A 24,725-nucleotide genomic window follows, 5' to 3' on the forward strand; every position below is an offset into this window, starting at 1 on the left:
TTCTCAGGGTACGCGCCAACCCAGGGTACCCCCAAGGCGAGTCAGGGCACAGACCGCTGTGGTTTGTAGCATATTCTACCAGAGCTTGAGGATTTATCCCCAGGGGTCATCCCCAAAAGGATTGTCTGACCAATAACCCCCTTGCTGCGGTGGGGGTGGCTGTTGTGGTGGAGGCGGGATGTATGCAGGGGCGGTCGGGGGTGAAGCGGGTATCGGGGTGGGTTTCTCCATTTCTTCTACGCGAGGTAGATCGGCGGGTTTGGGTTCGACGCCGAGGCTTCTCAGTTTGGCCTGGGTTTCTTCCACTTGGGCGTTGAGTTCTTCTAGGTAGGCGCGGTAGTGGTTGGCAGCTTCTAGGTACTGTTTGGCTTTTTTCTCGTTGTCGATGACAACTTCTTCTAGCTCTTTGGTGCGAACGGTGTAGTCGGCCTCTTGGTTGGTCAGATTTTCGATGGCTTGGTTGAGAACCGCTCGACGGCGCTCTAACTGGGAGACAATTTCTGCTAACTGCCGTTCCCGCTCGCTGAGGCTGCGCTCCCGGTTTTGGGTTTGCTCCAGTTGAAAGCTGGCTTGGCTGAGTTGCTCACGTAAGTACATGACCTGGGGTTCTGTCTCGTTGCGCTCCTGCTGCAACTCAAAGACCCGCGCCTCCAGATTGTCTTTTTCTTGTTGTAAGACTTCGCGCTCATTCAGCAGGCGAGTATAGAGCTGATTAATGAAATCCACCTCCATCACCACCTGGCTGAGCTGGGTGGCATACTCCCCCACGGAAGCCAAATCCCGAGCCAGGTTTTGGGTTTCGCTGGTGGCTTGCTCGGCAAAAAATTGGGGGAGTTGGGTGGTTTCTCTGAGGCGTTGGGTGAACTGTTTGAAGCGGAAAGAGAAGTTGTTCGCCATTGCCGGTGCGGTAGCCTCGAAGGTCGGGGGGATGCCGATGGTCAGACTTCACTGGATGTGGTCTGGATCCCATTCACCTTAGCATCGCCGAGGGGCTTTTTTGGGGTGGATTTTGGCTTGAGGAGCAGGTCTTAAGCAGGATCTACAGGTGTTTCGGAAGCTGTCTCAGGGGGAGCTGTGGATTCGGGGTGTGAGGGTGTCGAATGGGTGGGCACACTAGAAGCAGAACCTGACTCGGCTAAAGCGACTTCGGGTTCTTGACTGGGCAAGGGAAGCCAACTGAGCAACCTCTGCAAAAGCTGGGTGCGCTGGCTACCGACCACGGAAAACTGGCTTTCTATCTGGTGGGTGGGGATGGGCTCAATTTGGGCCAATTCTGGCTCACTTAACAGGAGCACCCGTGCCACTGACACCGGGATCTGCAGGAACAAGTTGGCCCCCCAAAAGCCAAGGGCAGCCATGACCAAACCGGCAATGCGGGTGCCATGGCTGGGGGTGAGTGGGGCAAAAAGAGGGGCAAAGTCGTAGAGGCGCTCACACACCTCCAGCATCAGAATGGCGGCCAAGACCGTCAAGATTTTTTGTTCCGGGCTGAGGAAGGCAGCCAAGATGCGGCGCTGCTCGGGGGTGAGGTCATCGGGGGCAATCGAGACCACCAACAAACTGAAGATATTGAAGGGTTTGCGCCACTGCATGACAAAAATCGGCACAATGCCGGCAACAGCCACCAAAGCCTGCTCGACCCCGACCGGAAACAGGGGATCCCCGGTGGCCAAACCGATGACGGTCAATCCAATCCAAAGGGGAAAGACGAGGATCCCGGCAGCATGGATCCAGAGGAAAGGCTCCTGCCAGTGTTTGCGCATGGTGAAAGTTCAGTCGGGGGGCTGGACAAGGGAAGGTGGCGCTAGGAATGGCTCATGGATTTATCAACCACTTCCAGCTCTGTGAGGCGAAAGCTCACCAACTTGTCCCAATTGCCCCCTTCAAAAAGGACAGCAGCGTGGTCATCGGTGACCCGTTGAACCTGCCCCTCAAAGCGATAATAGGTATCGGCGGGGTTGATGATCCGAACGGCAATTCCGGGGTAGATCAAGGGTTCTTCCATCAGGAGTGATGGGGTAGTGGACTGGGGGGATGATTGGGTTGAAGTCATGGTCATTCTCTTGAGAAACCCTGTCCTATCATTATGGGGGAAAGCCAATCCCACGCCGAACAAAATCAGGTGAAGCTCCAACGCAATGGTTACCGATACAGAGTCTTCCCGCTTGCGTACCTGGCATGTACTGGTGATCGATGACGATCAGGGGCGGCGGGCTGTGGCGCTGAATGCGGCCACCTATTCGATTGGCCGGGATCCCAACAGTGCGATTGTGGTTCATTCAGCGGCTATTTCTCGGCAGCACGCGCTGCTGCTGCGGCTACCACAAAAATCGGGTCAGTACGTCTATCGGCTGCTGGATGGCAATATCGAGGGTAAGCGCAGCACCAATGGCATCTCGGTGAATGGGGAGAAGTGTTTCACTCGGGATCTGAAGGATGGGGATCAGATTCTGTTGGGGGATCAGGTACCGATTCAGTACTGCATTCGTCAGTTGTCGGATGAAGATTTTCAGCAATACTTGCAATCTGCCAACTTCCGCAGTGTGAAGGCGGAGGTGGTGGATCGGCGATCGACCACGATGCAAAAGTTTGATCCGCCCTCTACGCAGGTAATTTTGCCGCAGGAGGAGACGACGGAAAATATCAAAGATTTGAGATCTCAACGTCGCAACCCACTGGGGTTACTGATGCAGACGATCTGGCGGCGGTTGAGGCGGGGGTGATGATAATTCTTTAACGCTCAGGCATACCGACCCGTTCTGGGTCTGGAAAATCGGCAGGGATCCCAGCAGAGCTATCTTTGCGATCTTGCTCTGTGACTTCTGTCTGCAGATCCAGAAGGGAAGGAGTCTCAGAGGCGTCTAATTCATCAGATTGAACAGGGTCAGCTTCTGTTGGTTCTTCCCTGACCAAGACCCCGCGCAGCCATAGGGGGGCAACAAACGTGGTGGCGATGACCATAACAATAATGCTGACATCGAGGGCATCGGAGAGAACACCGCTAGCGGCTCCAACGCCGGCAAAGACTAAACCTACTTCACCGCGCGGGATCATGCCCACCCCGATGGCATATCGGTTAATGCCCGGTTTGGCAAACACTCCAAAACCAGCTGCTAGCTTGCCGACAATGGCCACCCCAATCAAGAAGAGCGCGATCACCAAACCTTCTCGGTTGGCGGGAATGGCGGGGTTGAGGACGGCGAGGTTGGTTTTGGCCCCCACACAGACAAAGAAAATGGGCACCAATAGGTCGGAGATGGGTTTGATTTGCTCTTCTAGCTCCTGGCGTTTATCGGTTTCCGCCAGGATCAGGCCGGCAGCAAAGGCACCCAAAATGGCCTCTAGGTGGATGATTTGCCCGATATAAGCCAATACAAAGGCAAGGACAAGGGCAGGCAGAAGTGGATTGCCTCGGGTTTTGAGGCTGTTGAGGAGGGCGACGAAGTAGGAGCTGAGCAGGCGCCCCAAGACGATGGAACCGACTAAGAAGGTGACGGCACTGATGATGATGATGCCAATGTCGGTGAGGTTGACTTCTCCGTTTTTGGCCAGGCCAGCTACCACCGCCAAGATGATGATGCCGAGGACATCATCCAAGACGGCAGCGCCGATGATCACCTGTCCTTCTGGGGAGGTCAGCTTTTGTAATTCGGCCAGGACACGGGCGGTGATGCCAATGCTGGTTGCGGTCAGGGCAGCTCCGGCAAAGACAGCGGGTATGGCGGGCACATGAAAGAAGTAAAGCAAGCCGAGGGTACCCGCGAGAAAAGGGACAGCAACACCAATGACGGCTACGGCTGCTGCTTGAGGGCCCACTCGCAACAGTTCGCTCAGATCCGATTCCAGGCCAATTTCGAATAGGAGGATGATCACCCCAATTTCGGAGAGGATATCGATGATCTCGCTTTGGGCAGAGAACACCTGTGTCAGGGATCCCTCGCTGAGGCCGGCGGTGGCTTGCAAAAATTGCATCAGGGTGGAGGAATGGGCCAAGGTTTGTAGTTCTTCTCCGGAGACTTGTCCTTCGCGGAAAACCAGCAGTCCCAGGACGGAAGCACCCACCATGACGCCACCGAGTAGCTCGCCCAGTACGGGTGGAAAGCTGAGACGAACGGCAATTTCTCCAGCAACGCGGCTGGCCAGGTAGATAACCACCAAAGCCATCAACACCGCTACCAGGATCAGGGGAGAAAGATTGGTCGCTACTTCTGGATCAACGGGTGGATCAAGGGGGGCAGCGGTTTCTACAGCGAGCAACAGCGGGTTCACGCAATTGAACAGCAAGATCTCAACCTCAGATGGACAGCCTTTCGTCTTATGTTGGCCCAAGTGGAGCGGGTGAAAAGGCTGGGGATCCCACCCATGTAGGCCGGAAGACTGTTACAAAAGCTAACCTCCATTGGGTCTGCTTGCAACGCCCATATCGGCACTTTTCCCGAACTTTTCTTGACGGGATCTTGAGGGTTATGAGCAGGGTTCTCTGCGATCCCTAGGGTTTGTGGCAAGAATCCGCCACTATGATCTGTGGGATGGCACAGATTTTTGGCTTGGTCATTTCGCGGCAGCTGAGTGGGCGTTTTTTCAAGCTCTCGGCTTACAACATTCTTTCTAATTTAATGGCGCCGCTGGCGGGGCTGTTGGATGTGGCTTTTTTGGGGCATTTGCCGGAAATCCGTTATTTGGCGGGGGTGGCGCTGGCAACGGTGATCTTCAACTTTATCTATTGGTCGTTTGGTTTTTTGCGCATGTCTACAACAGGCTTGGTGGCTCAGGCTGCCGGACGAGGCGATGGGGAGGAGGTCTGGCGGGTGGGTCTACGGGCGATGGGGTTGGGGATAGGGATTGGATTACTCCTTTTGCTGTTGCATCCGCTTTTACGGGAGGTGGGGTTTGCCCTTTTGAGCGGTACGGATGAGGTTAAGGCTGCAGGGCGAGATTACTTCAATGCTCGGATTTGGGGGGCTCCTGCCTATTTGCTCGGTTTAGGAATCCTGGGTTGGTTCCTGGGCAAAGAGGCAGGGGCGGGCGGTGTTGATCCTTTCATTGGTGGGAAATCTGGGCAATGTGGTGCTGAATTATGTTGGGGTGGTGGTGTTGGGTTGGGGGAGCTGGGGGGCTGGGCTGGCGACGGCGGGTAGCGAGTGTTTGATGGTGTTGACGGGGCTGGGATACTGGGTAGGGCAAGAGGGGCTATCTGGGAAGCGTCTATGGAGGTTGTGGGGATCCCTGTGGGAGGCTAAGGCTGTAGGGGCGGTCTTTAGTTTGAATGGGGATATTACCGTACGGACTTTTGCATTGGTGCTCAGTTTTGCCCTGTTTACCCATTTCAGTTCTGGTATGGGGGTGGAGATCCTGGCGGCGAACACGCTGCTGCTACAGGTGCTGACGTTGACGGCCTATTTTGTGGATGGGTTTGCTTTTGCGACAGAGAGTTTGGCGGGTTTTTATCATGGGCGCAAACAAAGGGAAGCTGGGGAGGCGGCGGCGCAGCAGCAGTTGTGGGGGGGTGCTGGGGTTAGCGAGTGGGCTGAGTTTGCTGTCGGGTTTGGTCATTGCTCTGGTATTCACGGGGTTTTCGGGGAGCTTGTTTGGCCTAATCACCAGCCAAGGGGCGGTTTTGGCGCAGATTGAGCCGTTTGTGATTTGGTTGATTCCGGTGCTGGTGCTGGGATCTTTGGCGTTTGTTTTGGATGGGTATTTTCTTGGCCTGACGGAAGGGGCGACGTTGCGCTGGGCGAGTCTATTTTCCACGACGGTGGGGTTTTTGCCGGTTGGTGTATGGGCTTGGACAAGGCGGGATCCGCAGCTACTCTGGTTGGCAATGGCTTTGTTTATGGCGGCTCGGGTGATCAGTTTGGGATCCCAGGTGCCGCGGACTTTATCGTTAACGAGTGCGAAGATGGGTGATGATGCCTCCTCTGCGAACCTTGAGTGACCGTTGGCTGCCAATTCTCTGCGTAGGGATCCTGTTGCTGCTGGTTTGGGATCCCTTGTCTGTTTGGGTGAATAGCCCGGCAGCAGAACGCCTGTTGGAGCGGGGGACGGCGGATTGTCGGACGGTATTGGAATGTGCGCGCCAGTTGCGCAACCCGATTTTGCCTTCTTTGGGGCAGTTGAGTCGGGGGTTGGCGAATATGGCGTTGCCGCTCACTTCTACTAGCACGGTCGGGTACAATGCCCTGATCACAGCAGCAGAAACGTTGGTGGGTTTGGGGCTGGCTTTGCTGGTGGGATTTGCAACGGCGGTGGCGCTGGTGTTTTCGCGGGCCTTTGAGCGGATGATGCTGCCCTGGATTGTGGCTTCCCAGAATGTACCGATTGTGGCTTTGGCGCCGGTATTGGCGGTGCTGTTGGGGCAATACGGGGTACAGGGATTGTTGCCTAAGGCGATTGTGGCGGCCTATATTGCTTTTTTTCCGTTGTCGATTGGTATAGCTAAGGGGTTGAGCAGTGTACTGCCTTTGCAGTTGGATTTGATGCGCACTTATCATGCCCACCCGCTGCAGGTGTTTTGCTGGGTGAGGATCCCGGCGGCTTTGCCGATGCTGTTTACGAGCCTAAAAATTTCGGCGGCGATGGCCTTGGTGGGGGCGATTGTGGCGGAAATTTCGATCGTCAGCTTCTCTGGGTTGGGGCCGATGTTGCTGAGCCGTTCCTACTACAGCGACATGGTTGGGTTGTGGGTGATCATGGGGGTGGCGGCGGCCCTGGGGATCCTTTTGGTGCAGGGGATCGGACTGCTGGAGAAGACCTTGATGAGGTGGCAGCAACCCACTTCGTAACTGGAAGAATGTCTGATTGGCCACTGTTTGAGCTGGAGCAGTTTGGGATCCAAGTTCGGGGGCGAACGCTTTTGCACGGGGTTTCCTGTCGGATCCCGGAGCGGCAGATCACGGCCATTTTGGGGCCGGAAAGAAGTGGGAAAACCCTACTCTTACATGGCCTGAATGGATTCATGGCGTTGCTGGCAACCCAGCCCGACTGCTCTATCCAAACGATGGGAACCCTGTGCTACCGAGGTTATCCCCTGGCTTGTGGTTTTGGAGTCAGGAGTGGAGCGATTGCTTTGGTGGTGCCTCGGGTGTTCCCGGGGTCGATTTTCGCCAATGTTGCCTATGGGGTGAGGGCACAAGGGCAGCGGACGGAGCGCTTGTATTTGGAGGAGTGGGTGGCAAAATGTCTGACTTGGGTGGGGTTGGATGATCTGGTCGCCCGCTGGCAAGACTCGGCGGACTTGCTTTCTCCCGGAGAACAACAACAGTTGGCCTTAGCTCGAGGGCTGGCGATCAGGCCGGAGGTGCTGCTGCTGGATGAGCCGTGGACGGGGTTGGATGCGGTCACCCAGGAACATCTAAGTCAACTGCTGCGAAGTTTGCGCCAGCGTTGCGCCTTGGTGGTGACCAGTCGTCGCTATCAGGCTGCGGTGAGGATCGCGGATTGGCTGCTGCTGCTGGAGCGAGAAGAGGAGGGTGGGCGGTTTGTTGCGGCGGGATCCCCTCAGGAGTTGCTGATGACCCCACCCAGTCGAGTGGTGCAGGACTACCTATCCCGCTACATGAGAACTTGAGGGACGGGATCCCTGCAAGCCAATCTTAAGGGATTGATACTCCAGATAATTAATACTTATCTGGAGTATAAAAGTCTTTTCCTCCGGGAATCCCCCTTCCCAGTCCGAAATTCTCCCCAAAACCGCCCTCACCCCCAGGGATCCACCTCTCCGGTAACAGACAATGAACAGGGAACCCCCTATACCCACTGCGCCAAGATCAGATGAGCTACTACATCGCCCCCGCCTTTCTCAAAACGGTCGCCCTCCACTTAGTCAAAAACCATCTCGACCTCCGCCATGTGCGAGTTCCCCTCATCCTTGGAATCCATGGCCGCAAAGGGGAGGGCAAAACCTTTCAATGTGACTTGATCTTTGAGCGCATGAAGGTTCATGCCATCCATATTTCTGGCGGAGAACTGGAAAGCCCTGATGCCGGGGATCCCGCCCGTATGATCCGCTTGCGCTACCGAGAAGCAGGTGAGCATATCCGCAAATTTGGCCAATTGGCCACCCTGATGATCAACGACTTGGATGCCGGTGCAGGCCGCCTGAACGCCATGACCCAGTACACCGTCAATACGCAACTGGTCAGCGCCACCCTGATGAACATCGCCGACAACCCCACCAACGTGCAGCTCCCCGGCAGCTACGATGCCAAACCCCTCCCCAGAGTGCCGATCATCGTCACAGGCAACGACTTTTCCACCCTCTATGCCCCCCTCATCCGCGATGGTCGCATGAGCAAGTTTTATTGGGATCCCAGCCGAGAGGATCGCATCAACATCGTGCAGGGTATCTTTCAATCCGATGGGTTATCTTCCGGTCAAATTGAGCGCTTGGTGGATACCTTTCCTGAACAAGCCATCGACTTTTTCGGGGCCTTACGCTCACAAATTTATGATGAACAAGTGTGGCACTTTATCCAACAGGTGGGCCTAGAAGGAATTTCCTTCCGTCTGCTCAAAAGCAAAGAAGGAGCTCCCAGCTTCCCGCCACCCCAATTTTCCCTAGAACAGTTGATTCAATTTGGCCAACAGCTCAAAACCCAACAACAACAGGTGGAAAACCGCCGTCTCTCCGAAGAGTATCTCGGCCTCAAGCGACCCTCTGCTCAAGAGCATTCTCTACCGCCGAGTTCCCTCAAGACTCAACCCTCCCCCTTCAATCCTTCTTCTGTCAAACAGAACCTTGAATTGCCCCCAGAAGTGGAAAGCCAAATTCGACAGATATTGGCACAAGGCTACGAAATCCAGGTGGAACACGTGGACAAACGGCGCTACCGAGTCAATTCCTGGCAAAGCTGCGGAGCAGCACATCTGAAAGAATGGCCCCAAACCCGCGAAGTCGTTGAGCAGTGCCTGAGCCATTTTCCAGGAGAATATATACGGCTAGTAGGCGTGGATCCCGCCAAGAAGCAGCGCATGGTCGAAACCATCATTCAGCGTCCCTAACGGGGGATCCTCACCCTACTTCACCACTCCTTCAGAGTATTCAATCAGAGTATTCAACCAGATGCTTATTCCAGAACAAGCCAATGGGATCCTCTCGAGATCTGAATTTGTTTTTGGCCTGCTTTATGAAATTTAACAGTAACCACATCAAAGGCAAAAGCAGAGTCGACCTTAACCACCAAACCCGACCCAAAAGTGGCATGTTTCACCCGTGCCCCTCGATAAAGATTGCCAAATAGTTCTTTAGGCGCATTTGAAGGATCCGCCGTAGTGGTCATACTGGTTCTCCTGAATTAAATCTAAACTTATGATTGAGCTGATTCTAGCAAGTTGCCTCAATAATCTTGAGCCATTCTTCCCGTAATAGGACTTCGACAGAGAAAGGAAAAACTGTCAATCCATAAAACCACTTGCAATTCACAGGACTCCCCTGCATTGTAGCGCTGAGACAAGATGGCACAATGAGAGAATCCCTCGTTTGTCTTAAGGATTGAGCCGCTGCGCATGCTATTGCTCCGCATTTTCCTGGTTTTTCTGCTGGTGGTCGGCATGAGTTTGTCCACAGCCCCCGCCAATGCCCTGCTCAATGATGACCATTACGACGGCAACATTTTTGCCCTCTACGGCTCCAACGGCGGCATGATCCCCCCCCGCGTCTCCCTTAAGCAAGCCAAAGAGCAAGGGATCCCAGCCCTCCTCATCTACTACATCGACGACAGCAGCGACTGCAAAAAATACGCCGCTACCATCGCCAACCTGCAAGTCCGCTATGGCTTGGGTGTCTACTTCATTCCCTACTCCGTCGATTCCCTCTCGCCAGAGGATGAGCGGGGCCAATACTACACCGGCCAAGTCCCCCAAACCCTCCTTTTCGACCCGGAAGGGAACATCGCCTATCAATCTGTCGGCAACCGCCCCATCACCGAAGTGGAAAATGCCATTCGCGCCCTCTTTAAGTTGGATCCCGTCCCCCCAGGGGTGATCAAAGCCAAACCCTTTAACGAAATCCAAACCGGATTTGCCGGCTCCCGTTCTCCTGCAGCCCCAGCGTCCACCTCCACAGAGGCCCAACCGTGACAGCCCTTCCCAATCCAGATCCTTCCGATTCCCTCAATCATCTACAAGAAAAACTTCACACTCTACAAAACCGCCTCGCCGACCTGAGAGAACTGGAGCGCATCGCCCAACTCCCGCCCGAGCAATGGGCCGAAATTCAAGCGGAAGCCAGCCAACTGGAACAGCACATTCAAGCTTACCTACTAGAAGTGTTCAACCCCATCCCTGCTACCTTCTGGCAAGTAGTCCGCTTCGGCGGCCTTGGCCTTCTGATCGGCATTGCTCTCCAGCGCTGGGTGCTTAGTTAACCTGTCCCGTTCCCCGATACACCCTTTAAGATGAGAAGGCCCTCGGATCCCAGTCTTTTCCCCTATGCGACGACCCAGCCAGCTAACCCTCAACTTTGATACCTCTCGCTTCTTACCTCTGATTGGTTTGCTTTTGGTGGCACTGATCTTTCTACCCCGGTGTTTGCTAGTGGTGCAGCCCGGTTATGAAGCCGTCATATTTAACCGCTTCACAGGAGTGGAAATGTCTCCCCGCCGGGAAGGGATCCATCTGCTGATTCCAGTGATGCAGTTCCCCACCCTTTACGATGTGCGCACCCAAACCTACAACATGACCAGCCAAAGTGAAGAACATAGTGTCAAAGCGGATGATTCTTTGACAGCCCTCACTGCCGATGGTCAACGAGTCGATCTAGACGTATCTGTTCGCTATCGCCTGGATCCAGCGCGAGTTCCCGAAATTCATCAGAATGTGGGCCCCGGTTACCTGAACAAAATTATTCGCCCTGCCTCCCAAGCGGTGGTACGCAACGTCATCGCCCGTTATTCCGCCATTGGCGTTTACTCCGAACAACGGGCTGAAATCCAGGAACAAATTGCCGCCGAGCTATCCAGCTTAATGCAGGCAGAAGGATTGGTCTTGCAAAGCTTGCTCCTACGCAATGTGGAATTTTCCAAGGAATTTCAGTCTGCCATCGAAGCCAAACAAATCGCTGAACAAGAAAAACAAAGAGAAGTTTTCCGAGTAGAGCAAGCCGAGCTGATTAAACAACGGATGATCGTCAAAGCCAGCGGCGAAGCCCAAGCCATTACCCTGAAAGGCGAAGCGCTCCGCAACAATCCAAACGTCATTCAGCTAGAGTATGTCCGTAATCTGCCCGACGACATCAAAACCATCGTCAGCGAGCAAAATACTATTCTAAACTTTGGGGATTTTCTGAATAAATAGCCTGGGCTCCCAGTCGTAGCTCTCGCACCTTATGCCACTCTAAACAGATTCCTTCGGTGTCTCTACGTTTGTATCAGACGAATCAGATTTAGCGATACTGAATCGATTTTGCCGAATGGCTTGCATAACGGCCACTGTAAACAAATGCGAAAGTAACCCAACCGGCCCCGCAAACAAGCACAAAAGGAGCGAATGACTTGTCCAAACTTGCTTATCCCGTCCTTCCAGATAGATCCAACGACCCACAAACAAATCCATCACAATGTAGTGAACCCAGCCAGCAGCCATCACCTGCGGTCGGCCGAACAGTTGAGTTAAATCCGACAGAGAAAGCTGCGGATCCGAAAAGCCCTCCAAACTCGCCCCATCAAACCCTGTCACCAGTAGGTATAAGTACACTGCCGCCAACACCGCAATCGGCAACAATGGCTCCATCACCTTACGGGTTACCTTCCAACCCGGCAGCAGGATCATCAAAGCCCAAAACGGCAACGCAAACCAGTTGGCTCCGTTAAAGATCATCTCCAGCATGTTCGGCAACCCACAACCCTACCTGTTCATTATCGGCCCCCTCACCTGTTCAGATCCCACACCTGCACCGGATAATCAATAAAACGCCTCTCCCAGAATTCGTAATGCAACCTCTTCACCTTCCCGCACAAGATCCCGTCAATGTGCCAGATGTGAGCGGCTCAGGATACCCAGAACCCTTTCGCTCCCGTATGGGGGATCGCCTCAAGAAGCGGCTAGGAGAAGCCTGCGGCCTCACTCAATTTGGGGTCAACCTAGTTACCCTAGGGCCAGGCGGTCAATCGGCTTTACGCCATTGGCACACCCTTGAGGACGAGTTTGTCTATATTCTCTCTGGTGAGGTAACGCTTATTAGCAATGGGGGTCCACAAATCTTGAAAGCGGGCATGTGTGCTGGTTACCCTGCCGGGAAACGAGATGCCCATCACTTCATCAACCATTCCGATCAACCCGCTCAATATCTGGAAATAGGTAGCCGCATCCCTGGGGATACTGCTTTCTACCCCGATGACGATTTACTGTGGATAGAAACAGAAGCGGGCACAGTCGGAGCCCACAAAAATGGCGAGTTTTACCCCGATGAGTGCAATCGGATCCCTGAGAATTCACATGAGAATTCAATTCACAAAGGACAAATACTTGATTAAGCCTGTCAAGCCCACCAAGGTGATAGTGGCTCCTCTGCTACCATTCCTTTAATAGCAAAAGGGATTCCTCGAACCCGTACTGGGTATGCTGGATCTGCCACTTCCAACCCTAATCATGTGCAGATTCACAAGTCGTCACATCGCCTATCAAATTGCTCATGGGTTTTGGATTGGGGTACTGCTGTTTATCCTGCTAGGGATCCCGGCTTGGCCTCAATCGAACAGCATCAACAGAGAAAGCGAATCCGCATCGGTCGTGCTGGATGGGCAAGTGTTGTTTCAAGTACAGGCTTCCGGCCAATTCAATGCCCAGGAACGCGCCAACTTCATTAACCTTTTCTTAGAAGATGCCATCACAGCTTCAGAACCTGTACAAGTTCAAATTGAGGAGCGGAATAATTTACCCACCTTACTCTTGAATGGACGGTATCTACTCACAGTCACCGATCAAGACGTTGAGGAAAATCAATCTCCCCAAGCGCAAGCAGAAACATGGGCAGACCTTTTAGAAATAGCACTGGCAGAAGCCCAATCCCAACGCAGTGTTGAATACCTACAAACCGCTGGCATCCAAGCTGGGATTGCCGTCGGTGCCGCCTTGATTTTGCATAGTGTCTTGGGTTGGTTACGTCGTCGGTGGCGGAGAGGCTCCAATTCTTCACAACTGCTATTGACCCTGGTCATTCTTTTCGGTCGATTGGGTTTATGGTTGGTGACAGGAGCCTACATCATTCGCCTCTTTCCCCTCACACGTCATTGGTTTTATCAAGTCAGTGTTGCCTTAAATTGGGGCTTGGATCCAGATCCAACTCCCCGCCTACCAATCTTTCTTGGCTTAGTGACATTCTCACTACTGATTGGCCATAGCACCCCATCCATCCTCATTGCTCTGTTTCAGCGTTTCAGCTCTTCCAAATTCTTTGTCATTCTGGAAAAAGTTCTCACCCCTCTACGGGAAGCCCAACAGATAGCAGGTACAGTATTGCTTTTACATGCTTCCCTCAATATTTTAAGACCTTACTCCACAGTATTTGCTCTGTTGCGACCCTGGCTAGATTTAGCTCTTGTCGTTAGCTTGGCTTGGCTTTTGTCCAGAGGATTTCGACAAGTGATCCGGCTCTATGGTATAGATTTAATCCGCAAGCTAGGATTAGAAATTGATGAATTTGTTTTGGTAATCGAGACTGTTATCAATGCAGTAATCATTGTATTTTCTATATTCATCTTTGCTCAAACTCAACAGTTCAACCTGATTGGTTTGATCACCAGCCTGGGGATTGGCGGATTGGCAGTAGCTTTTGCCGCTCAAAAAATTATTGAACAAATCCTTAGTACCATTGTTCTGTATTTGGATCGACCCTTTGTCCCCGGAGATTATATCCGCATGGCAAACGGGCAAATCGGTCGTATCGAGTCCATTGGTCTACGCTCCACCAAGATTCGCACTGCTGCCAAAAGCACTCTGATGATTGTCCCCAACTCTAACTTGGTCAATGCCGAGATTGAAAACCTGACTATGGCCAAAAAGGTGATGGTATTACTGTACTTGGATTTTCTCAAGCCCCTTGAGGATCAAGATGCAGCTTTAGTAAAGCAGGTTATTGCTGAAGAGACCAATTCTTTGTTTGGCATTGATCCAGGTAGCACCAATATCTCATTACTTCATAATGCTGAAGAACGCATCACCAGAGCCAGAATTACCTTCTTTATTCTTGGCTCCAGCGAAAACTCCATTCAGTTGCGCAAAAGGCTATTGGAATTGGCCAACGAAAAGATTTCCAAGAAACTCATGAAATTTGGGATCCAGTTTTTCCTCCAGGATCCCACCATCTATGTGGAATCTCCTGTCACTATCTAGTAAATATCAAATAAATATCAAAGCTGTAACGAGTCTAAGCCGACAAGAGAGTTACCCCAGGGGCATATGTTGCGGAATAAAATCCGTATAAACCTCCCCCTTCAAAAAAGCCTCGTGACGCAGAATCTGTTGGTGAAAAGGGATCGTAGTAGGCACCCCAGTGATGGCACATTCGCTCAAAGCCCGTTGCATACGTCGGATAGCCGCCGCTCGGTTTGGCCCCCAAGCGATCAATTTGCCCAGTAGCGAATCGTAATAGGGCGGGATCCGATAGTCGGTGTAGATATGGGAGTCCATCCGTACCCCTGGCCCCCCCGGGGGCAAATAGGCACTGATTGTGCCGGATTGCGGACGAAACTGCTGCTTGGGATCCTCAGCGTTGATACGACATTCGATGGCGTGCCCCCGCAGTTGCACATCCTTCTGACGAAAAGAAAGGGCTTGCCCCTGGGCAATGCGAATTTGCTCGGCAATCAGATCCAGCCCAGTCACCATTTCCGTCACGGGATGTTCCACCTGAATGCGAGTGTTCATCTCGATGAAATAAAACTGGCCGTGTTTATCTAGCAAAAACTCCACCGTCCCCGCCCCCACATAGTTCACCACCTTGGCTGCTTTTACCGCAGCAGCCCCCATGCGAGCGCGGAGAGTTGCGGTCAGAGCTGGACTAGGAGCCTCTTCTAGGAGCTTTTGATGTCGCCGTTGAATGGAGCAATCCCGCTCGTATAGATGCACCACATTACCCTGGGTATCCGCCAGAATTTGAAACTCCACATGGCGGGGCCGCTCGATGAATTTCTCCAGATAAATGCCCCCATCCCCAAAAGCCGCTTGGGCTTCCCCCTGAGCGGTGCGCATCATCTTGAGCAAATCTTGGGCATCTTTAGCCACCCGCATCCCCCGACCGCCGCCCCCTGCCGTCGCCTTGATGATCACGGGATAGCCAATTTTCTCCGCCAGCTTCACCGCCTCATCATCCGAGCCAATCAGCCCCCGACTGCCCGGCACAGTGGGTACCCCCACCGATTGCATGGTCTCCCGGGCTGTGGCTTTATCCGCCATCTTGCGCATCGAGTCAGGAGAGGGGCCGATAAAGATCAGATTGTGATCCGCGCACATTTCGGCAAACTTGGCATTTTCCGCCAAAAACCCATAGCCCGGATGAATAGCCGTCGCCCCACGAGTAAGCGCCGCTGAGATGATATTCGGGATATTCAGATAACTTTTGGCCACCGGGGCATCCCCCACACAGACAGCCTCATCCGCCAGTTGCACATGCAGAGAGTTTTGATCAGCAGTGGAATAAACGGCTACCGTCGGGATCCCCATTTCCTGACAGGTGCGGATAATGCGTAGGGCGATCTCACCTCGGTTGGCGATCAGAATCTTGGTGATGGGCGGCATGAGGGGCGTTCAAGCGAAAGTGGAAACCTTAGCCGCCAGAGTCCAGCGGCCCCTGCTAAACACAGTCTTGCGAAAATTGATCCTACCACGGTGCAGAAAACCTGCTGGCAAGGATTCCAAAGTCTCTACAAACCCACAATCTGGGTATTTTCAAAAGTAGAGAGAATTGCATCCAGATCCTTGGTTTGCAGGGAATAAGTAGCGGTGGCATCGTTACCAAATTGAATTTCATCCCCATCTTCCAAATCCTGGAACTCCACCCGCTGACCCCGTACATACAAGCCATTGGTGCTGGGGGTACCGTGAATGTCTCCATCGATGATCTGGTAAGTGAACCCATCCGGCGAAGCGGGAGATTCCGTTTTTACCAAGATAGCGTGGTGGCGGGAAGCATATTGCGAATCAATGCGAATGCTGTTGCCCGGATCCCGACCCAGCGAATACAGCTCAGCCGTTAACCAGTAGGCCTTTGGCCCGTTGCGATCCTTGACGATCAGCACATGATTGAGGGTGGGTCGGAGAGGGGGCGTGGTCATGAGGTACACCCGCTTGCACACCACGGAAGCAGGATAGCTAAAACGATAACATGGGATCCTGTAGCAACTTTAGCTCCCTTGCTTGACTCTGGGTAACGAAGATCATGACCTCTTTGAACTCCATACCGACAGGAGCGATTGGCCACCCTGAGAAAAAAAGTCTGAGTAGATTTTTGTAACAAATCCTCTCATAATAGAATCGAAGATACAGATGGATCCCTTACCCATGAATGGCTCGCAACCGGATCCCAGTTTAGGGCCAAAGCCGCCTCGCCTGATCGAGCTGGCCGAAGACGAAACCGATGCGCAGCTCAGCGATCCTCTGCAGATGCAGCGCTATGAATGCCGTTCCTGTGGCTATGTCTATGAGCCTGCCAAGGGGGATCAGCTGAATCGGATCCCGGTGGGAGTCCCCTTTGAAGAATTGCCCGCAGATTGGAAATGTCCTGTATGTCGGGCGGATCAGCGACTGTTCCAAGCAGTGGGGGTGAAAGGGAAGCCCTCAGGTTTTCAGGAGAATTTGGGCTATGGACTTGGAGTGAACGTAATGACCCCCACTCAAAAGAACCTGCTCATTTTCCTGGGGTTGGCGCTGGGATTTTTATTCCTGATGAGTTTTTATTTCGTTGAGTGATGGTCAAGATGTTCAAACCTCTGAGAATGGTGTTGCTCCTCTCTTTGTCAGTGCTGCTGATGGCGGCACGAATGCCCAGTATGCGAGTGGTACCGTGGCAACAGGTGGAAGTGCCCACTGAAAATACCCTTTTGGACATCGCCTTCACCGGCAGTAGCGGCTCCCATGGCTGGTTGGTGGGAGACAAAGCCACTCTGCTCGAATCCCAAGACGGCGGCCTGTCCTGGCAAGTTCGTGAGCTGATCGGACTTGCGCCAGAGGCCTATCTTTCCTCGGTTAGCTTTGCCGGGGCAGAGGGCTGGGTGGTTGGGCAACCCAAGATTCTTTTGCATACCCTCAATGAGGGATCCGATTGGACATCCATTCGGCTCAGCGATCAATTGCCGGGTGAGCCCCTTTTAATCGAGGCGTTAGGGCCAGGCTCAGCAGAGATGGTCACCAATGTAGGGGCTATCTACCGTACCGAAGATGGTGGACAAAACTGGCATGCGCAGGTGGATCAACCGATCGGTGTGGTGAAAAACATTGCTCGTAGCCCTGCCGGAGAATACCTGGCGGTGTCGTCTCGGGGCAGCTTTTACTTCCTCTACACGCCTGATAGCCAAACCTGGAAGCCCTATCCCCGCGAGAGTTCTCGTCGTATCCAAAATATGGGCTTTGGGCCTAATGGTAGCGCCTGGAAGCTCAACCAAGGGGCGGAAATTACCCTTACCGATGATTTCACCTCCGGCGAGTGGGTACAGCCAATTCGTCCCGGGCGTGCCCTTAGCTTTGGCTACTTGAATGCTGCCTACCAAAATGACCATGATCTTTGGGTCGTCGGGGGGGGGGCTACCCTGATCCACAGTCCAGACGGTGGCAAAACCTGGGAACAAGCCACCAAGGTAAGCCATGTACCCGCCAATTTCTACAGCATTGAATTTCCCACCCCCGAGCAAGGGTTTATTCTCGGGCAGCGGGGCTCCCTTTTGCGCTACGTTGGCTCCAACTCCTAGTCGCGCTTAGGGATCCCTTTGAGTACAAGGGTTAGGGACAGAGCCTCACCCCCTCGCCTGTTGGTCGCCGCCAGCGGCACGGGGGGACATGTGTTTCCGGCCTTGGCCATTGCCGAGCAGCTACCCGATTGGCAGATCGAATGGTTGGGGGTGTCGGATCGGATGGAGGCGAAGCTGGTACAGGAGCGCTACAGGCTCCACTGCGTTGCCATGTCTGGTTTACAGGGATCTCCCCTCGAGAAGCTGCGGGCCTTGGCTCAATTGGGCCGTTCAACCCTGCAGACACGCCAAATCCTCAAGTCCGGACAGTTTGATGTGGTGCTGACCACTGGCGGATACATTGCCGCGCCGGCGATCTTGGCGGCGCGTGCGCTCGGGGTACCAGCGGTGTTACATGAATCCAATGCCATCCCCGGCAAAGTCACCCGTGCGTTGGGGAGATGGTGCCAGCGAGTAGCTTTGGGCATGGCAGAAACGGCAAAATATCTACCGGGGGTGGCCACCCAAGTGGTGGGGACACCCGTTCGATCTGAGTTCTACAGCCCCCAACCCGTACCTGCCGATCTCCCGATTCCAGATGGGGAGCCCTTCATTTTGGTCATGGGGGGCAGCCAAGGGGCAAGGGGACTGAATCGCATGGTCGCCGCCTGTGCGGAGGCTTGGTTGCAGTCTGGGGCCTGGATTGTGCATTTGACGGGTGGTATAGAAGCCCAGGCCCCAGAGTCTGGGATCCCTCAGCATCCCCGTTACTGGCGATTTCCCTTTCGAGCGGATGTGGCCAATTTGTTGCAGCGAGCAGATTTTGCCATCAGCCGTGCTGGAGCCATGAGCCTGGCGGAATTGCTAGCCACAGGCACACCGGCCCTTTTGATACCTTATCCCTTTGCCGCCGAGGATCATCAGTACCACAATGCTCTCGCTTTCGTGCAGTGCGGCGGGGGAGTGGTCATGCGAGAATCCGAAAAGAATCTGGACTTACTCCGGCAGACGGTGTTGACTTGGTTGGCTCATCCCCAAACCATCACTCAAATGGCCACTAACCTGAAAGCCGCTGCCCATCCGGCAGCAGGCAAAGCTATGGCCCACCTGTTGCAAGAGATCCTTCAAGATTTGGCCCGTTAGTCCCACAAGGGGTCAGCCGTGGTACCGCAGGGATTGGACAGCACTCCGCACCGCCTACACAACCACTCCGAAGCTCTAGAGCCACTGACGGTGGAACAGGTTCTGACTCGACTGGAGCAGTGCTTTGGGATCCCAAGGCCCGTTAGCCCCGGCGGCCTGTCCTTCCACCCTGACCTGCTGGATGAACTGGTGGGCACAATTCTTTCCCAAAAAACCACCGTTCGCATTAGCGGTGCGGAGCAGGTTCACAACAGCAGCCGCGCCTTTCGTGCCCTCAAAGCAGCCTTTCCCCGTTGGGAACAAGTATTGACTGCCGACCCGGAAGCGCTAGCCCTAATCATTCGCCCCGGAGGATTGCCCAATCTCAAGGCAGTTCGCATTCAAGAGCTGCTGGCAGAAATTCAAAACCAACAGGGATCCCTGCAACTAGACTTCTTGGCAGAACTGGACAATGAACGCGCCCTCGACTACTTGCTCTCCCTGAAAGGGGTAGGGCTGAAAACTGCCACCTGTGTGCTGTTGTTTGGGTTGGGCCGTGATCTCTGCCCGGTCGATACCCATGTGCATCGGCTGGCCAATCGCTTGGGCCTAGTGCGGGCTAAACATCCCGACGAGACCTTTGCGCAACTGTCTGGCCGCATTCCAGTCGGCAAAGCCTATTCCCTCCACATCAACCTGATCCGCCTCGGCAAACGCATCTGCAAAGCCCGTATGCCCGAATGTGGCCGCTGCCCGCTGCGCCGAGAGTGTCCTTCCGCCCTACTGCGACAGCGCTGATTCTTCCGGGGCAGGTTCACCAAGGATCCCGTCTTCCTCGGAGGGGATTTCCGGCTCCAGGGCCTGCCGCACCGATTGCAGCTCTTGGGAGAGCAATACCCGCTCCCGATCCAACAGGCCCACAATGTGCTCCGGATCCTCCCGAGACACCACCGGCAACTGGCGCAAATCGTATTGGTACATGGGCTCGGCTGCCACCACCACCGCCTCATCCGGGAAGGTAGTCAGGACAGGGGCCTGACTGACCTCCTGCACCGTCAATTCCGCCAGTTCCGAACCCTCTTTACGGGCCAAAGCCCGTTCTAGGTCTTGGAGGGTGAGAATGCCCCGCAGCCGCTCCTGTCCATCCACCACCAAAGCGCTGTGGCACTTCTCCTGCATTAAACTCTCCAGGGCTTCGCGCACCGGCATATCCTGCCTCAGCAGCAGGGAAGGGGCCACCATCACTTCTTCCACCGTCAGCCCGGTGTTCTGCCCCCCTTCCCCGTTGGCCCGCCGGCTCTCTTCTCGAACCGAGGGATAGATGGCCGGGGGATGCAACTGCTCCGTCAACCAAATGCTCAACCCCACTGCCGCCATCAGAGGTAATGCAATGTGATAGTCCCGCGTCATCTCAAATAGCAACAAAATCGCCGTCAAAGGAGCCCGCACACTGGCCGCCAGCACCGCCGCCATCCCCACCATGGCGTAGGCCGCTGGGGGAGAAAGGGAAATTAACGGCAGCACCCGGCTCAGCACCTGACCATATCCAGCCCCCAGCACCGCCCCCAAAAACAAAGCCGGGGCAAAGGTTCCCCCCACAAAGCCACTGCCCACACTGAGGGCACTCAGTAACAATTTGCCCAGCAGCAACAGTGCCAACTGGCCCGAGGAGAAAGGCACTGCTTGCAGAATCGATTCCACAGTTTCGTAGCCCACCCCCAACCCCAACGGGATCCCCAAGCCCAAAAGACCCAGGATCCATCCCCCCAGGATCGGCTTGCTCCAGGTAGGCCAAACGGCAAGTGGGCCACTAGCAAACAGGCGTTTGCCCCATTCCAGGCTGTAGCTAAAAGCAATCGACACCAAGCTGGCCAAAAGGCCCAAGCCCAGATAAAAGGGCACCTCTAGCAACCCTTGCACCTCGTAGGCGGGCAACACAAAAGCTGGCTGGGTAATAGCAGGCAAAAGAAAAGCTGGCTGTGCCCCCAACCCCACCTGAGCGATCAGGGCTGCCACCACCGCCGCCAGCACCACCACACTCACCGCCGATGTGGTAAAGCTGCGGGATAGGGCCAACTCCAGCGCCAAAAACACCCCCGCAATCGGCGCATTAAACCCCGCCGCCAACCCTGCCGCTGCCCCCGCGGCCACCAACAGTTGCACCCGCTCCCGAGATAAGCTCAGGCTCTGCCCTAACAGGGATCCCAGCAGGCCACCACTTTCTACACTAGGAGCCTCCGGCCCCAAAGAAGCCCCCGCCCCCAAAGAGATAGCCGCCGCCAACAACTTGAGAGGGATCCACCAGGGTCGAGGTGCCAGAGGACGGGTGGGACTGACCAAATTGGAGAGGCTAAAGCTAGGCAGGGGCACCGCTATCCAGAGGGCACTGATCAAGAGTCCCCCCAAGACCGGCGCCAGAGCTAACACCCAGGATCCCAGCGGCAACAGGCTATCCACAAGGGTGTCCTGCAGCAGATAGCGAAACCAGCCGATTAAATAGCGAAACCCGATCACCAACAGACCCGTGCCTAAGCCTACTCCCGCCGCCAGTAGCAGCAACAGGTTCTCCGAGGAAAAACGCAGGCGGGGATCCGAAACGCTAACGCTGTTCATGGGTTCCTTAGGAGGTAGGCAATGCGGAAGGTGCGCCTCAGCCCAGCGCACAAGGTAGGGTCAAGATCTCCACACCCGTTTCAGTGACGGCCACCGTGTGCTCAAACTGGGCCGAGAGCTTGCCATCCAGGGTGACAGCCGTCCACTTATCCGCCAGCACCTTCACTTTCCAGGTACCCTCATTGATCATCGGTTCGATGGTGAAGACCATGCCTGGGCGCAGTTTTTCCCCTTGCCCCGCTTGGCCGTAATGGGGGATCTGCGGAGCCGTGTGAAATTGACGACCCACGCCATGCCCGACAAAATCCCGCACCACTCCATAGCCTTGGGCTTCGGCATATTCCTGAATCGCAGCACCAATATCCCCCACTCGACCACCAGGTTTCACCGCCGCAATGCCGCGCCGCAAACATTCTTCGGTTACCTCCACCAGTCGGCGTGCCCGCTCAGAAGGCTGCCCGACAAAAAAGGTTTTCGAGGTGTCTCCGTGGTAGCCTCCCAAAATCGGGGTGACATCGATGTTAATGATGTCCCCCTCTCTAAGGATCTGCCTGGGACTGGGAATGCCGTGGCAAACTACCTGGTTGATGCTGGTGCAAATGGATTTGGGAAAACCGTGATACCCAAGGGGGGCACTTTTGGCACCGTGGGCTTGTGTCCAACGCTCTGCCTCATCGTTCAGGGCTTGGGTGGTAATCCCAGGTTGCACCATCGGCTCGAGATGATTGAGCAGATCTGCCGCCAACTGGCAGGCGCGCCGCATTTTTTCCAGCTCGCGGGAAGAGAGCAAAACCAGAGGTTGCGGGGCTTGGGTGAGTTGGTTCATGCCCATTTGCAGGGCGGATCCCAACTGCTCTCCCAACCGCTGAGAACGACGAGTTAAATCCGTCAATAAAGTTCGCATCTCTTCCATCGCTAAAGCTTTCCACGAAAATAACTGTCAGTAGGGATCCATCCATAGGTTGGGAACCTAGGGTAAGGGCAACTCATGAAAGGCTGACATCTACTCACAGACCCAGCCGCCGCCGGTGTCGAATCTGTTCCGCCAGCCATAGCCCCAAAAAATAGCTGATCAAGGCTCCCCAAAAACCCACAAAAGCACAGCCTAAAAATAGGGTGCCCGATACTTCCACGCCCCACTGCATCCAACTTTGCCAAGTGGCTGCCACCAGCTCCTGTGTGGCCACCGATGTGTGGGATCCCAGCAGCCATTTCCCCACCTGGTAGTTAAAGGCGTAAATGGGCACATAGGTGAAGGGATTGCTCACCCAAGTGCCCGCCGCTGCCACCAGCTTATTGCCACGAAAGGGGACAGCCAGCACCAGAGCGGCCAAGGTTTGAAAGCCAAAGATCGGGAAACAGCCAGCAAACACCCCCACCGCCAACCCCCGGGCAATTTGCTGCGGAGTGGATTGCAGCCGCAACAGGCGCAGGTAAAGATAGCGCAACCCCCGCTTCCAGGAGGGATCCCGACGGGTCAAAGTGACCCCAGATTGAGAGACAGATTGAGCATTAAAACGGGGCACAGCGGATCCGGATCGGCGAAAGAAGGTACCCCAAGGCACCGAGGGCAAGGAGGGCAGAGGAGGCAGCCTCAACCAGAGAGGGGGACTCATGGTGGCAAGATGAGAGAAGGTGTTAAGTCCTGTAAATCCAGTGTATCCTTCCACCTGCTGGCGACAAAGGGCTTTTGAATGAGACTTGGACTGCCGATGGATGGCCTCAATCAGGGCACCTTGGGGAACTAGGTCAGTTTATCCACCAAAGCCAACACGAAATTCAGACCCAAATAGGAGACCAGCGCCACCAAAAACACAAACAGGGTGATGCTAAACAAAGATTGCAGGGATCCAGATCCGGTTTGGGGTTCCGGCTTTTCGGGAGGAGTGGCCATGATCAATCCAGTGAGAAAGATGATTTTTACTTAGGATCCCATCTTGGCTGCACATTTACATCTAGATAATCTGCCCACCACGGTGCCCCATGGCTTGGAGCAGCTTTTGGATGAGGGATATTTTCCAGGCGGTCAGGCTTGAGGGTGAAGGCAGCCTCTACCCCTCAGCCAAAATTCCTCGCAACAAGGGATCCGCCCCAAAGCGCACCACATCCGTACAGGGCAGCCCCGTTTCGGATTCCACTTGGGCAATATGTTCGTGGGCAGCAGACTCCTCCCAGCCAAAGGTATTCAGGGCAATACCTGCAACCGGCACAGAGGCAAAGGCCCCACCAGCGCCCGCCACCTGCTCGTACAGATCGATAACGTTGGATAACGGCGGTATAGGCACATAGTCCATACCCTTGATGTGGGTCTGTCCAGCCCGGTGCACCAAGATCAGGTGGGTCGGCTGGGATCCACGGATCAGAGGGAGTGTCGCTGTCGAGGCGGGGTTGAGCAGGGATCCCTGACCTTCAATGTGCAGAATGTCGTGCTCGGGGCCATGGCGCATCACCAGCTGCTCCACCGCTCCGCTGGCATAGTCCACCCGCACCGCATCCAACGGGATCCCATCCCCACTGAGCATAATCCCAGTTTGTCCGGTGGCCAGAAACCGAGAACGCAAGCCCCGTTCCAGGCTGGCCTGGTGGAGTTCTAAGCTGGTAGACATTTTCCCCACGCTCATATCGGTGCCCACCGTCAGCACCCGTTTGCAGGCGAGCATCCGCGCCAATGCCTTACCCACCGACAACCCCTGGGGTTCCTGGCGAATATCCCAAATCCAGGCCCCTGGCTGTAACCACTGTTGGAACTGTGGATCCTCAGCCATAGGCGTATGCAGCCCATTCACCAAAGATAGACCGGCTCCTAAAGCTTGGCCCAACTCCTCCCGCCACTCCTGCGGCAACTGTCCACCGGAAGGGGCAATCCCAATCGCCAAGATCTCCGGTTGATAAGCCAGAGCCTCCGCCACCGAGGCGACAATCGGAATAGGTTTCGGGATCCCCGTCAGCTCCGCCAGGGATCCCCCTGCCTGCTCCCGATCGATCACCGCCACCACCTGAAACTGCCCGTAGCGCAGTAGCGACAAGCCGGTTTTGCCCTGATCCCGCAGTAGGCCCCCATGCAATAAAACAGCCACGCGGCTCTGATTGGAAAGGGCTCCTGGTGCTGACATG

At 54.8% G+C, this 24,725-nt stretch carries 29 protein-coding genes; 16 read left to right on the top strand and 13 right to left on the bottom strand.

The genetic code is table 11. The features are described 5' to 3' along the window. Window positions 1-93: 93 nt before the first annotated feature. The 3 genes from L1047_RS06275 to L1047_RS06285 form a co-directional block, all read right to left on the bottom strand. Window positions 94-897 (bottom strand): hypothetical protein, encoded by an 804-nt coding sequence (locus L1047_RS06275; protein ID WP_235278025.1) that lies wholly within the window; start codon window positions 895-897, stop codon window positions 94-96. A 131-nt stretch (window positions 898-1,028) separates the two neighbouring features. Next, complete coding sequence (locus L1047_RS06280; protein ID WP_235278027.1) at window positions 1,029-1,763, bottom strand: low-complexity tail membrane protein; 735 nt, start codon at window positions 1,761-1,763, stop codon at window positions 1,029-1,031. 41 nt (window positions 1,764-1,804) lie between these two features. Next, window positions 1,805-1,993: an NAD(P)H dehydrogenase subunit NdhS gene (locus L1047_RS06285; protein ID WP_235278875.1), complete on the bottom strand. Its 189-nt coding sequence runs from the start codon at window positions 1,991-1,993 to the stop codon at window positions 1,805-1,807. A 145-nt stretch (window positions 1,994-2,138) separates the two neighbouring features. On the opposite strand from L1047_RS06285, the gene L1047_RS06290 reads away from it, so the two are divergent. Then, window positions 2,139-2,723: an FHA domain-containing protein gene (locus tag L1047_RS06290; protein WP_235278028.1), complete on the top strand. Its 585-nt coding sequence runs from the start codon at window positions 2,139-2,141 to the stop codon at window positions 2,721-2,723. A gap of 10 nt (window positions 2,724-2,733) precedes the next feature. On the opposite strand, the gene L1047_RS06295 is transcribed toward L1047_RS06290, so the two are convergent. Next, the gene (locus tag L1047_RS06295; protein ID WP_443081680.1) at window positions 2,734-4,284 is read right to left on the bottom strand and encodes a cation:proton antiporter domain-containing protein; all 1,551 of its coding nucleotides are present in this window, start codon (window positions 4,282-4,284) and stop codon (window positions 2,734-2,736) included. Window positions 4,285-4,529: 245 nt separating this feature from the next. Here L1047_RS06295 and L1047_RS06300 point away from each other — a divergent pair, with 245 nt between their 5' ends. The 6 genes from L1047_RS06300 (at window position 4,530) to L1047_RS06325 (ending at window position 9,000) form a co-directional block, all read left to right on the top strand. After that, window positions 4,530-5,138 (top strand): MATE family efflux transporter, encoded by a 609-nt coding sequence (locus L1047_RS06300; protein ID WP_235278029.1) that lies wholly within the window; start codon window positions 4,530-4,532, stop codon window positions 5,136-5,138. Beyond that, window positions 5,068-5,631, top strand: coding sequence for an MATE family efflux transporter (locus L1047_RS06305; protein WP_235278030.1), 564 nt, complete (start codon window positions 5,068-5,070; stop codon window positions 5,629-5,631). Before L1047_RS06300 ends, L1047_RS06305 begins: the two co-directional genes overlap by 71 nt. After that, the gene (locus L1047_RS06310; protein ID WP_235278032.1) at window positions 5,585-5,935 is read left to right on the top strand and encodes a hypothetical protein; all 351 of its coding nucleotides are present in this window, start codon (window positions 5,585-5,587) and stop codon (window positions 5,933-5,935) included. Before L1047_RS06305 ends, L1047_RS06310 begins: the two co-directional genes overlap by 47 nt. After that, window positions 5,907-6,782, top strand: a complete 876-nt coding sequence (locus L1047_RS06315) for an ABC transporter permease (RefSeq protein WP_235278034.1) — start codon at window positions 5,907-5,909, stop codon at window positions 6,780-6,782. The genes L1047_RS06310 and L1047_RS06315 overlap by 29 nt, the downstream gene beginning before the upstream one ends. An 8-nt stretch (window positions 6,783-6,790) precedes the next feature. After that, a complete protein-coding gene (locus tag L1047_RS06320; RefSeq protein ID WP_235278036.1) occupies window positions 6,791-7,567 on the top strand; it encodes an ATP-binding cassette domain-containing protein in 777 nt (258 codons plus the stop codon). A gap of 203 nt (window positions 7,568-7,770) precedes the next feature. Beyond that, window positions 7,771-9,000, top strand: a complete 1,230-nt coding sequence (locus L1047_RS06325; protein WP_235278038.1) for a ribulose bisphosphate carboxylase small subunit — start codon at window positions 7,771-7,773, stop codon at window positions 8,998-9,000. Between the two features lie 65 nt (window positions 9,001-9,065). Here L1047_RS06325 and L1047_RS06330 read toward each other — a convergent pair whose 3' ends face one another. Then, window positions 9,066-9,278 (bottom strand): hypothetical protein, encoded by a 213-nt coding sequence (locus tag L1047_RS06330; protein ID WP_235278039.1) that lies wholly within the window; start codon window positions 9,276-9,278, stop codon window positions 9,066-9,068. Window positions 9,279-9,504: 226 nt separating this feature from the next. Here L1047_RS06330 and L1047_RS06335 point away from each other — a divergent pair, with 226 nt between their 5' ends. The 3 genes from L1047_RS06335 to L1047_RS06345 all read left to right on the top strand — a co-directional run bounded on the left by L1047_RS06335 (window position 9,505) and on the right by L1047_RS06345 (window position 11,292). Then, window positions 9,505-10,077 (top strand): thylakoid membrane photosystem I accumulation factor, encoded by a 573-nt coding sequence (locus L1047_RS06335; protein WP_235278040.1) that lies wholly within the window; start codon window positions 9,505-9,507, stop codon window positions 10,075-10,077. Continuing rightward, window positions 10,074-10,364, top strand: coding sequence for a hypothetical protein (locus L1047_RS06340; protein WP_235278041.1), 291 nt, complete (start codon window positions 10,074-10,076; stop codon window positions 10,362-10,364). The genes L1047_RS06335 and L1047_RS06340 overlap by 4 nt, the downstream gene beginning before the upstream one ends. 64 nt (window positions 10,365-10,428) lie before the next feature. Next, on the top strand, window positions 10,429-11,292 hold the full coding sequence (locus L1047_RS06345; protein ID WP_235278042.1) for a prohibitin family protein: 864 nt from the start codon (window positions 10,429-10,431) through the stop codon (window positions 11,290-11,292). A gap of 39 nt (window positions 11,293-11,331) precedes the next feature. On the opposite strand, the gene L1047_RS06350 is transcribed toward L1047_RS06345, so the two are convergent. Then, window positions 11,332-11,823, bottom strand: coding sequence for an ABA4-like family protein (locus L1047_RS06350; protein ID WP_235278043.1), 492 nt, complete (start codon window positions 11,821-11,823; stop codon window positions 11,332-11,334). A 104-nt stretch (window positions 11,824-11,927) separates the two neighbouring features. On the opposite strand from L1047_RS06350, the gene L1047_RS06355 reads away from it, so the two are divergent. Both L1047_RS06355 and L1047_RS06360 read left to right on the top strand, forming a co-directional pair. Then, window positions 11,928-12,470, top strand: a complete 543-nt coding sequence (locus L1047_RS06355) for a cupin domain-containing protein (protein WP_235278044.1) — start codon at window positions 11,928-11,930, stop codon at window positions 12,468-12,470. A 115-nt stretch (window positions 12,471-12,585) separates the two neighbouring features. Further along, window positions 12,586-14,328, top strand: coding sequence for a mechanosensitive ion channel family protein (locus L1047_RS06360; RefSeq protein WP_235278045.1), 1,743 nt, complete (start codon window positions 12,586-12,588; stop codon window positions 14,326-14,328). Window positions 14,329-14,379: 51 nt separating this feature from the next. On the opposite strand, the gene accC is transcribed toward L1047_RS06360, so the two are convergent. Further along, entirely contained in the window at window positions 14,380-15,732 is a 1,353-nt protein-coding gene (gene accC, locus L1047_RS06365; RefSeq protein WP_235278047.1) for an acetyl-CoA carboxylase biotin carboxylase subunit, read from the bottom strand. 125 nt (window positions 15,733-15,857) lie between these two features. Continuing rightward, window positions 15,858-16,268, bottom strand: coding sequence for an FHA domain-containing protein (locus L1047_RS06370; protein WP_235278049.1), 411 nt, complete (start codon window positions 16,266-16,268; stop codon window positions 15,858-15,860). A gap of 226 nt (window positions 16,269-16,494) precedes the next feature. On the opposite strand from L1047_RS06370, the gene L1047_RS06375 reads away from it, so the two are divergent. The 4 genes from L1047_RS06375 to L1047_RS06390 are packed head-to-tail and all read left to right on the top strand — an operon-like array spanning window position 16,495 to window position 19,796. Then, window positions 16,495-16,902: a rubredoxin gene (locus tag L1047_RS06375; protein ID WP_235278050.1), complete on the top strand. Its 408-nt coding sequence runs from the start codon at window positions 16,495-16,497 to the stop codon at window positions 16,900-16,902. Between the two features lie 8 nt (window positions 16,903-16,910). After that, window positions 16,911-17,897 carry a photosynthesis system II assembly factor Ycf48 gene (locus tag L1047_RS06380; RefSeq protein WP_235278051.1) on the top strand — a complete coding sequence of 329 codons (987 nt, stop codon included), beginning with the start codon at window positions 16,911-16,913 and terminating at the stop codon, window positions 17,895-17,897. Between the two features lie 18 nt (window positions 17,898-17,915). Next, window positions 17,916-19,019 carry an undecaprenyldiphospho-muramoylpentapeptide beta-N-acetylglucosaminyltransferase gene (gene murG, locus L1047_RS06385; RefSeq protein ID WP_235278053.1) on the top strand — a complete coding sequence of 368 codons (1,104 nt, stop codon included), beginning with the start codon at window positions 17,916-17,918 and terminating at the stop codon, window positions 19,017-19,019. A 33-nt stretch (window positions 19,020-19,052) separates the two neighbouring features. Next, complete coding sequence (locus L1047_RS06390) at window positions 19,053-19,796, top strand: endonuclease III domain-containing protein (protein WP_235278054.1); 744 nt, start codon at window positions 19,053-19,055, stop codon at window positions 19,794-19,796. Here L1047_RS06390 and L1047_RS06395 read toward each other — a convergent pair. The 5 genes from L1047_RS06395 to L1047_RS06415 form a co-directional block, all read right to left on the bottom strand. Continuing rightward, window positions 19,779-21,611, bottom strand: coding sequence for a chloride channel protein (locus L1047_RS06395; protein WP_235278056.1), 1,833 nt, complete (start codon window positions 21,609-21,611; stop codon window positions 19,779-19,781). The two genes, L1047_RS06390 and L1047_RS06395, sit on opposite strands and share 18 nt — an antisense overlap. Window positions 21,612-21,648: 37 nt before the next feature. Next, on the bottom strand, window positions 21,649-22,437 hold the full coding sequence (map, locus tag L1047_RS06400) for a type I methionyl aminopeptidase (RefSeq protein WP_235278877.1): 789 nt from the start codon (window positions 22,435-22,437) through the stop codon (window positions 21,649-21,651). A 181-nt stretch (window positions 22,438-22,618) separates the two neighbouring features. Next, complete coding sequence (locus L1047_RS06405) at window positions 22,619-23,227, bottom strand: DUF2062 domain-containing protein (protein WP_235278057.1); 609 nt, start codon at window positions 23,225-23,227, stop codon at window positions 22,619-22,621. 128 nt (window positions 23,228-23,355) lie between these two features. Further along, window positions 23,356-23,505, bottom strand: a complete 150-nt coding sequence (locus tag L1047_RS06410) for a hypothetical protein (protein WP_235278059.1) — start codon at window positions 23,503-23,505, stop codon at window positions 23,356-23,358. Window positions 23,506-23,662: 157 nt separating this feature from the next. Next, window positions 23,663-24,724 (bottom strand): DUF1611 domain-containing protein, encoded by a 1,062-nt coding sequence (locus L1047_RS06415; RefSeq protein ID WP_235278060.1) that lies wholly within the window; start codon window positions 24,722-24,724, stop codon window positions 23,663-23,665. Window position 24,725: the final 1 nt, after the last annotated feature.

Origin of the sequence: Synechococcus sp. Nb3U1 (genome assembly GCF_021533835.1) — a bacterium.
Taxonomy (GTDB): domain Bacteria; phylum Cyanobacteriota; class Cyanobacteriia; order Thermostichales; family Thermostichaceae; genus Thermostichus.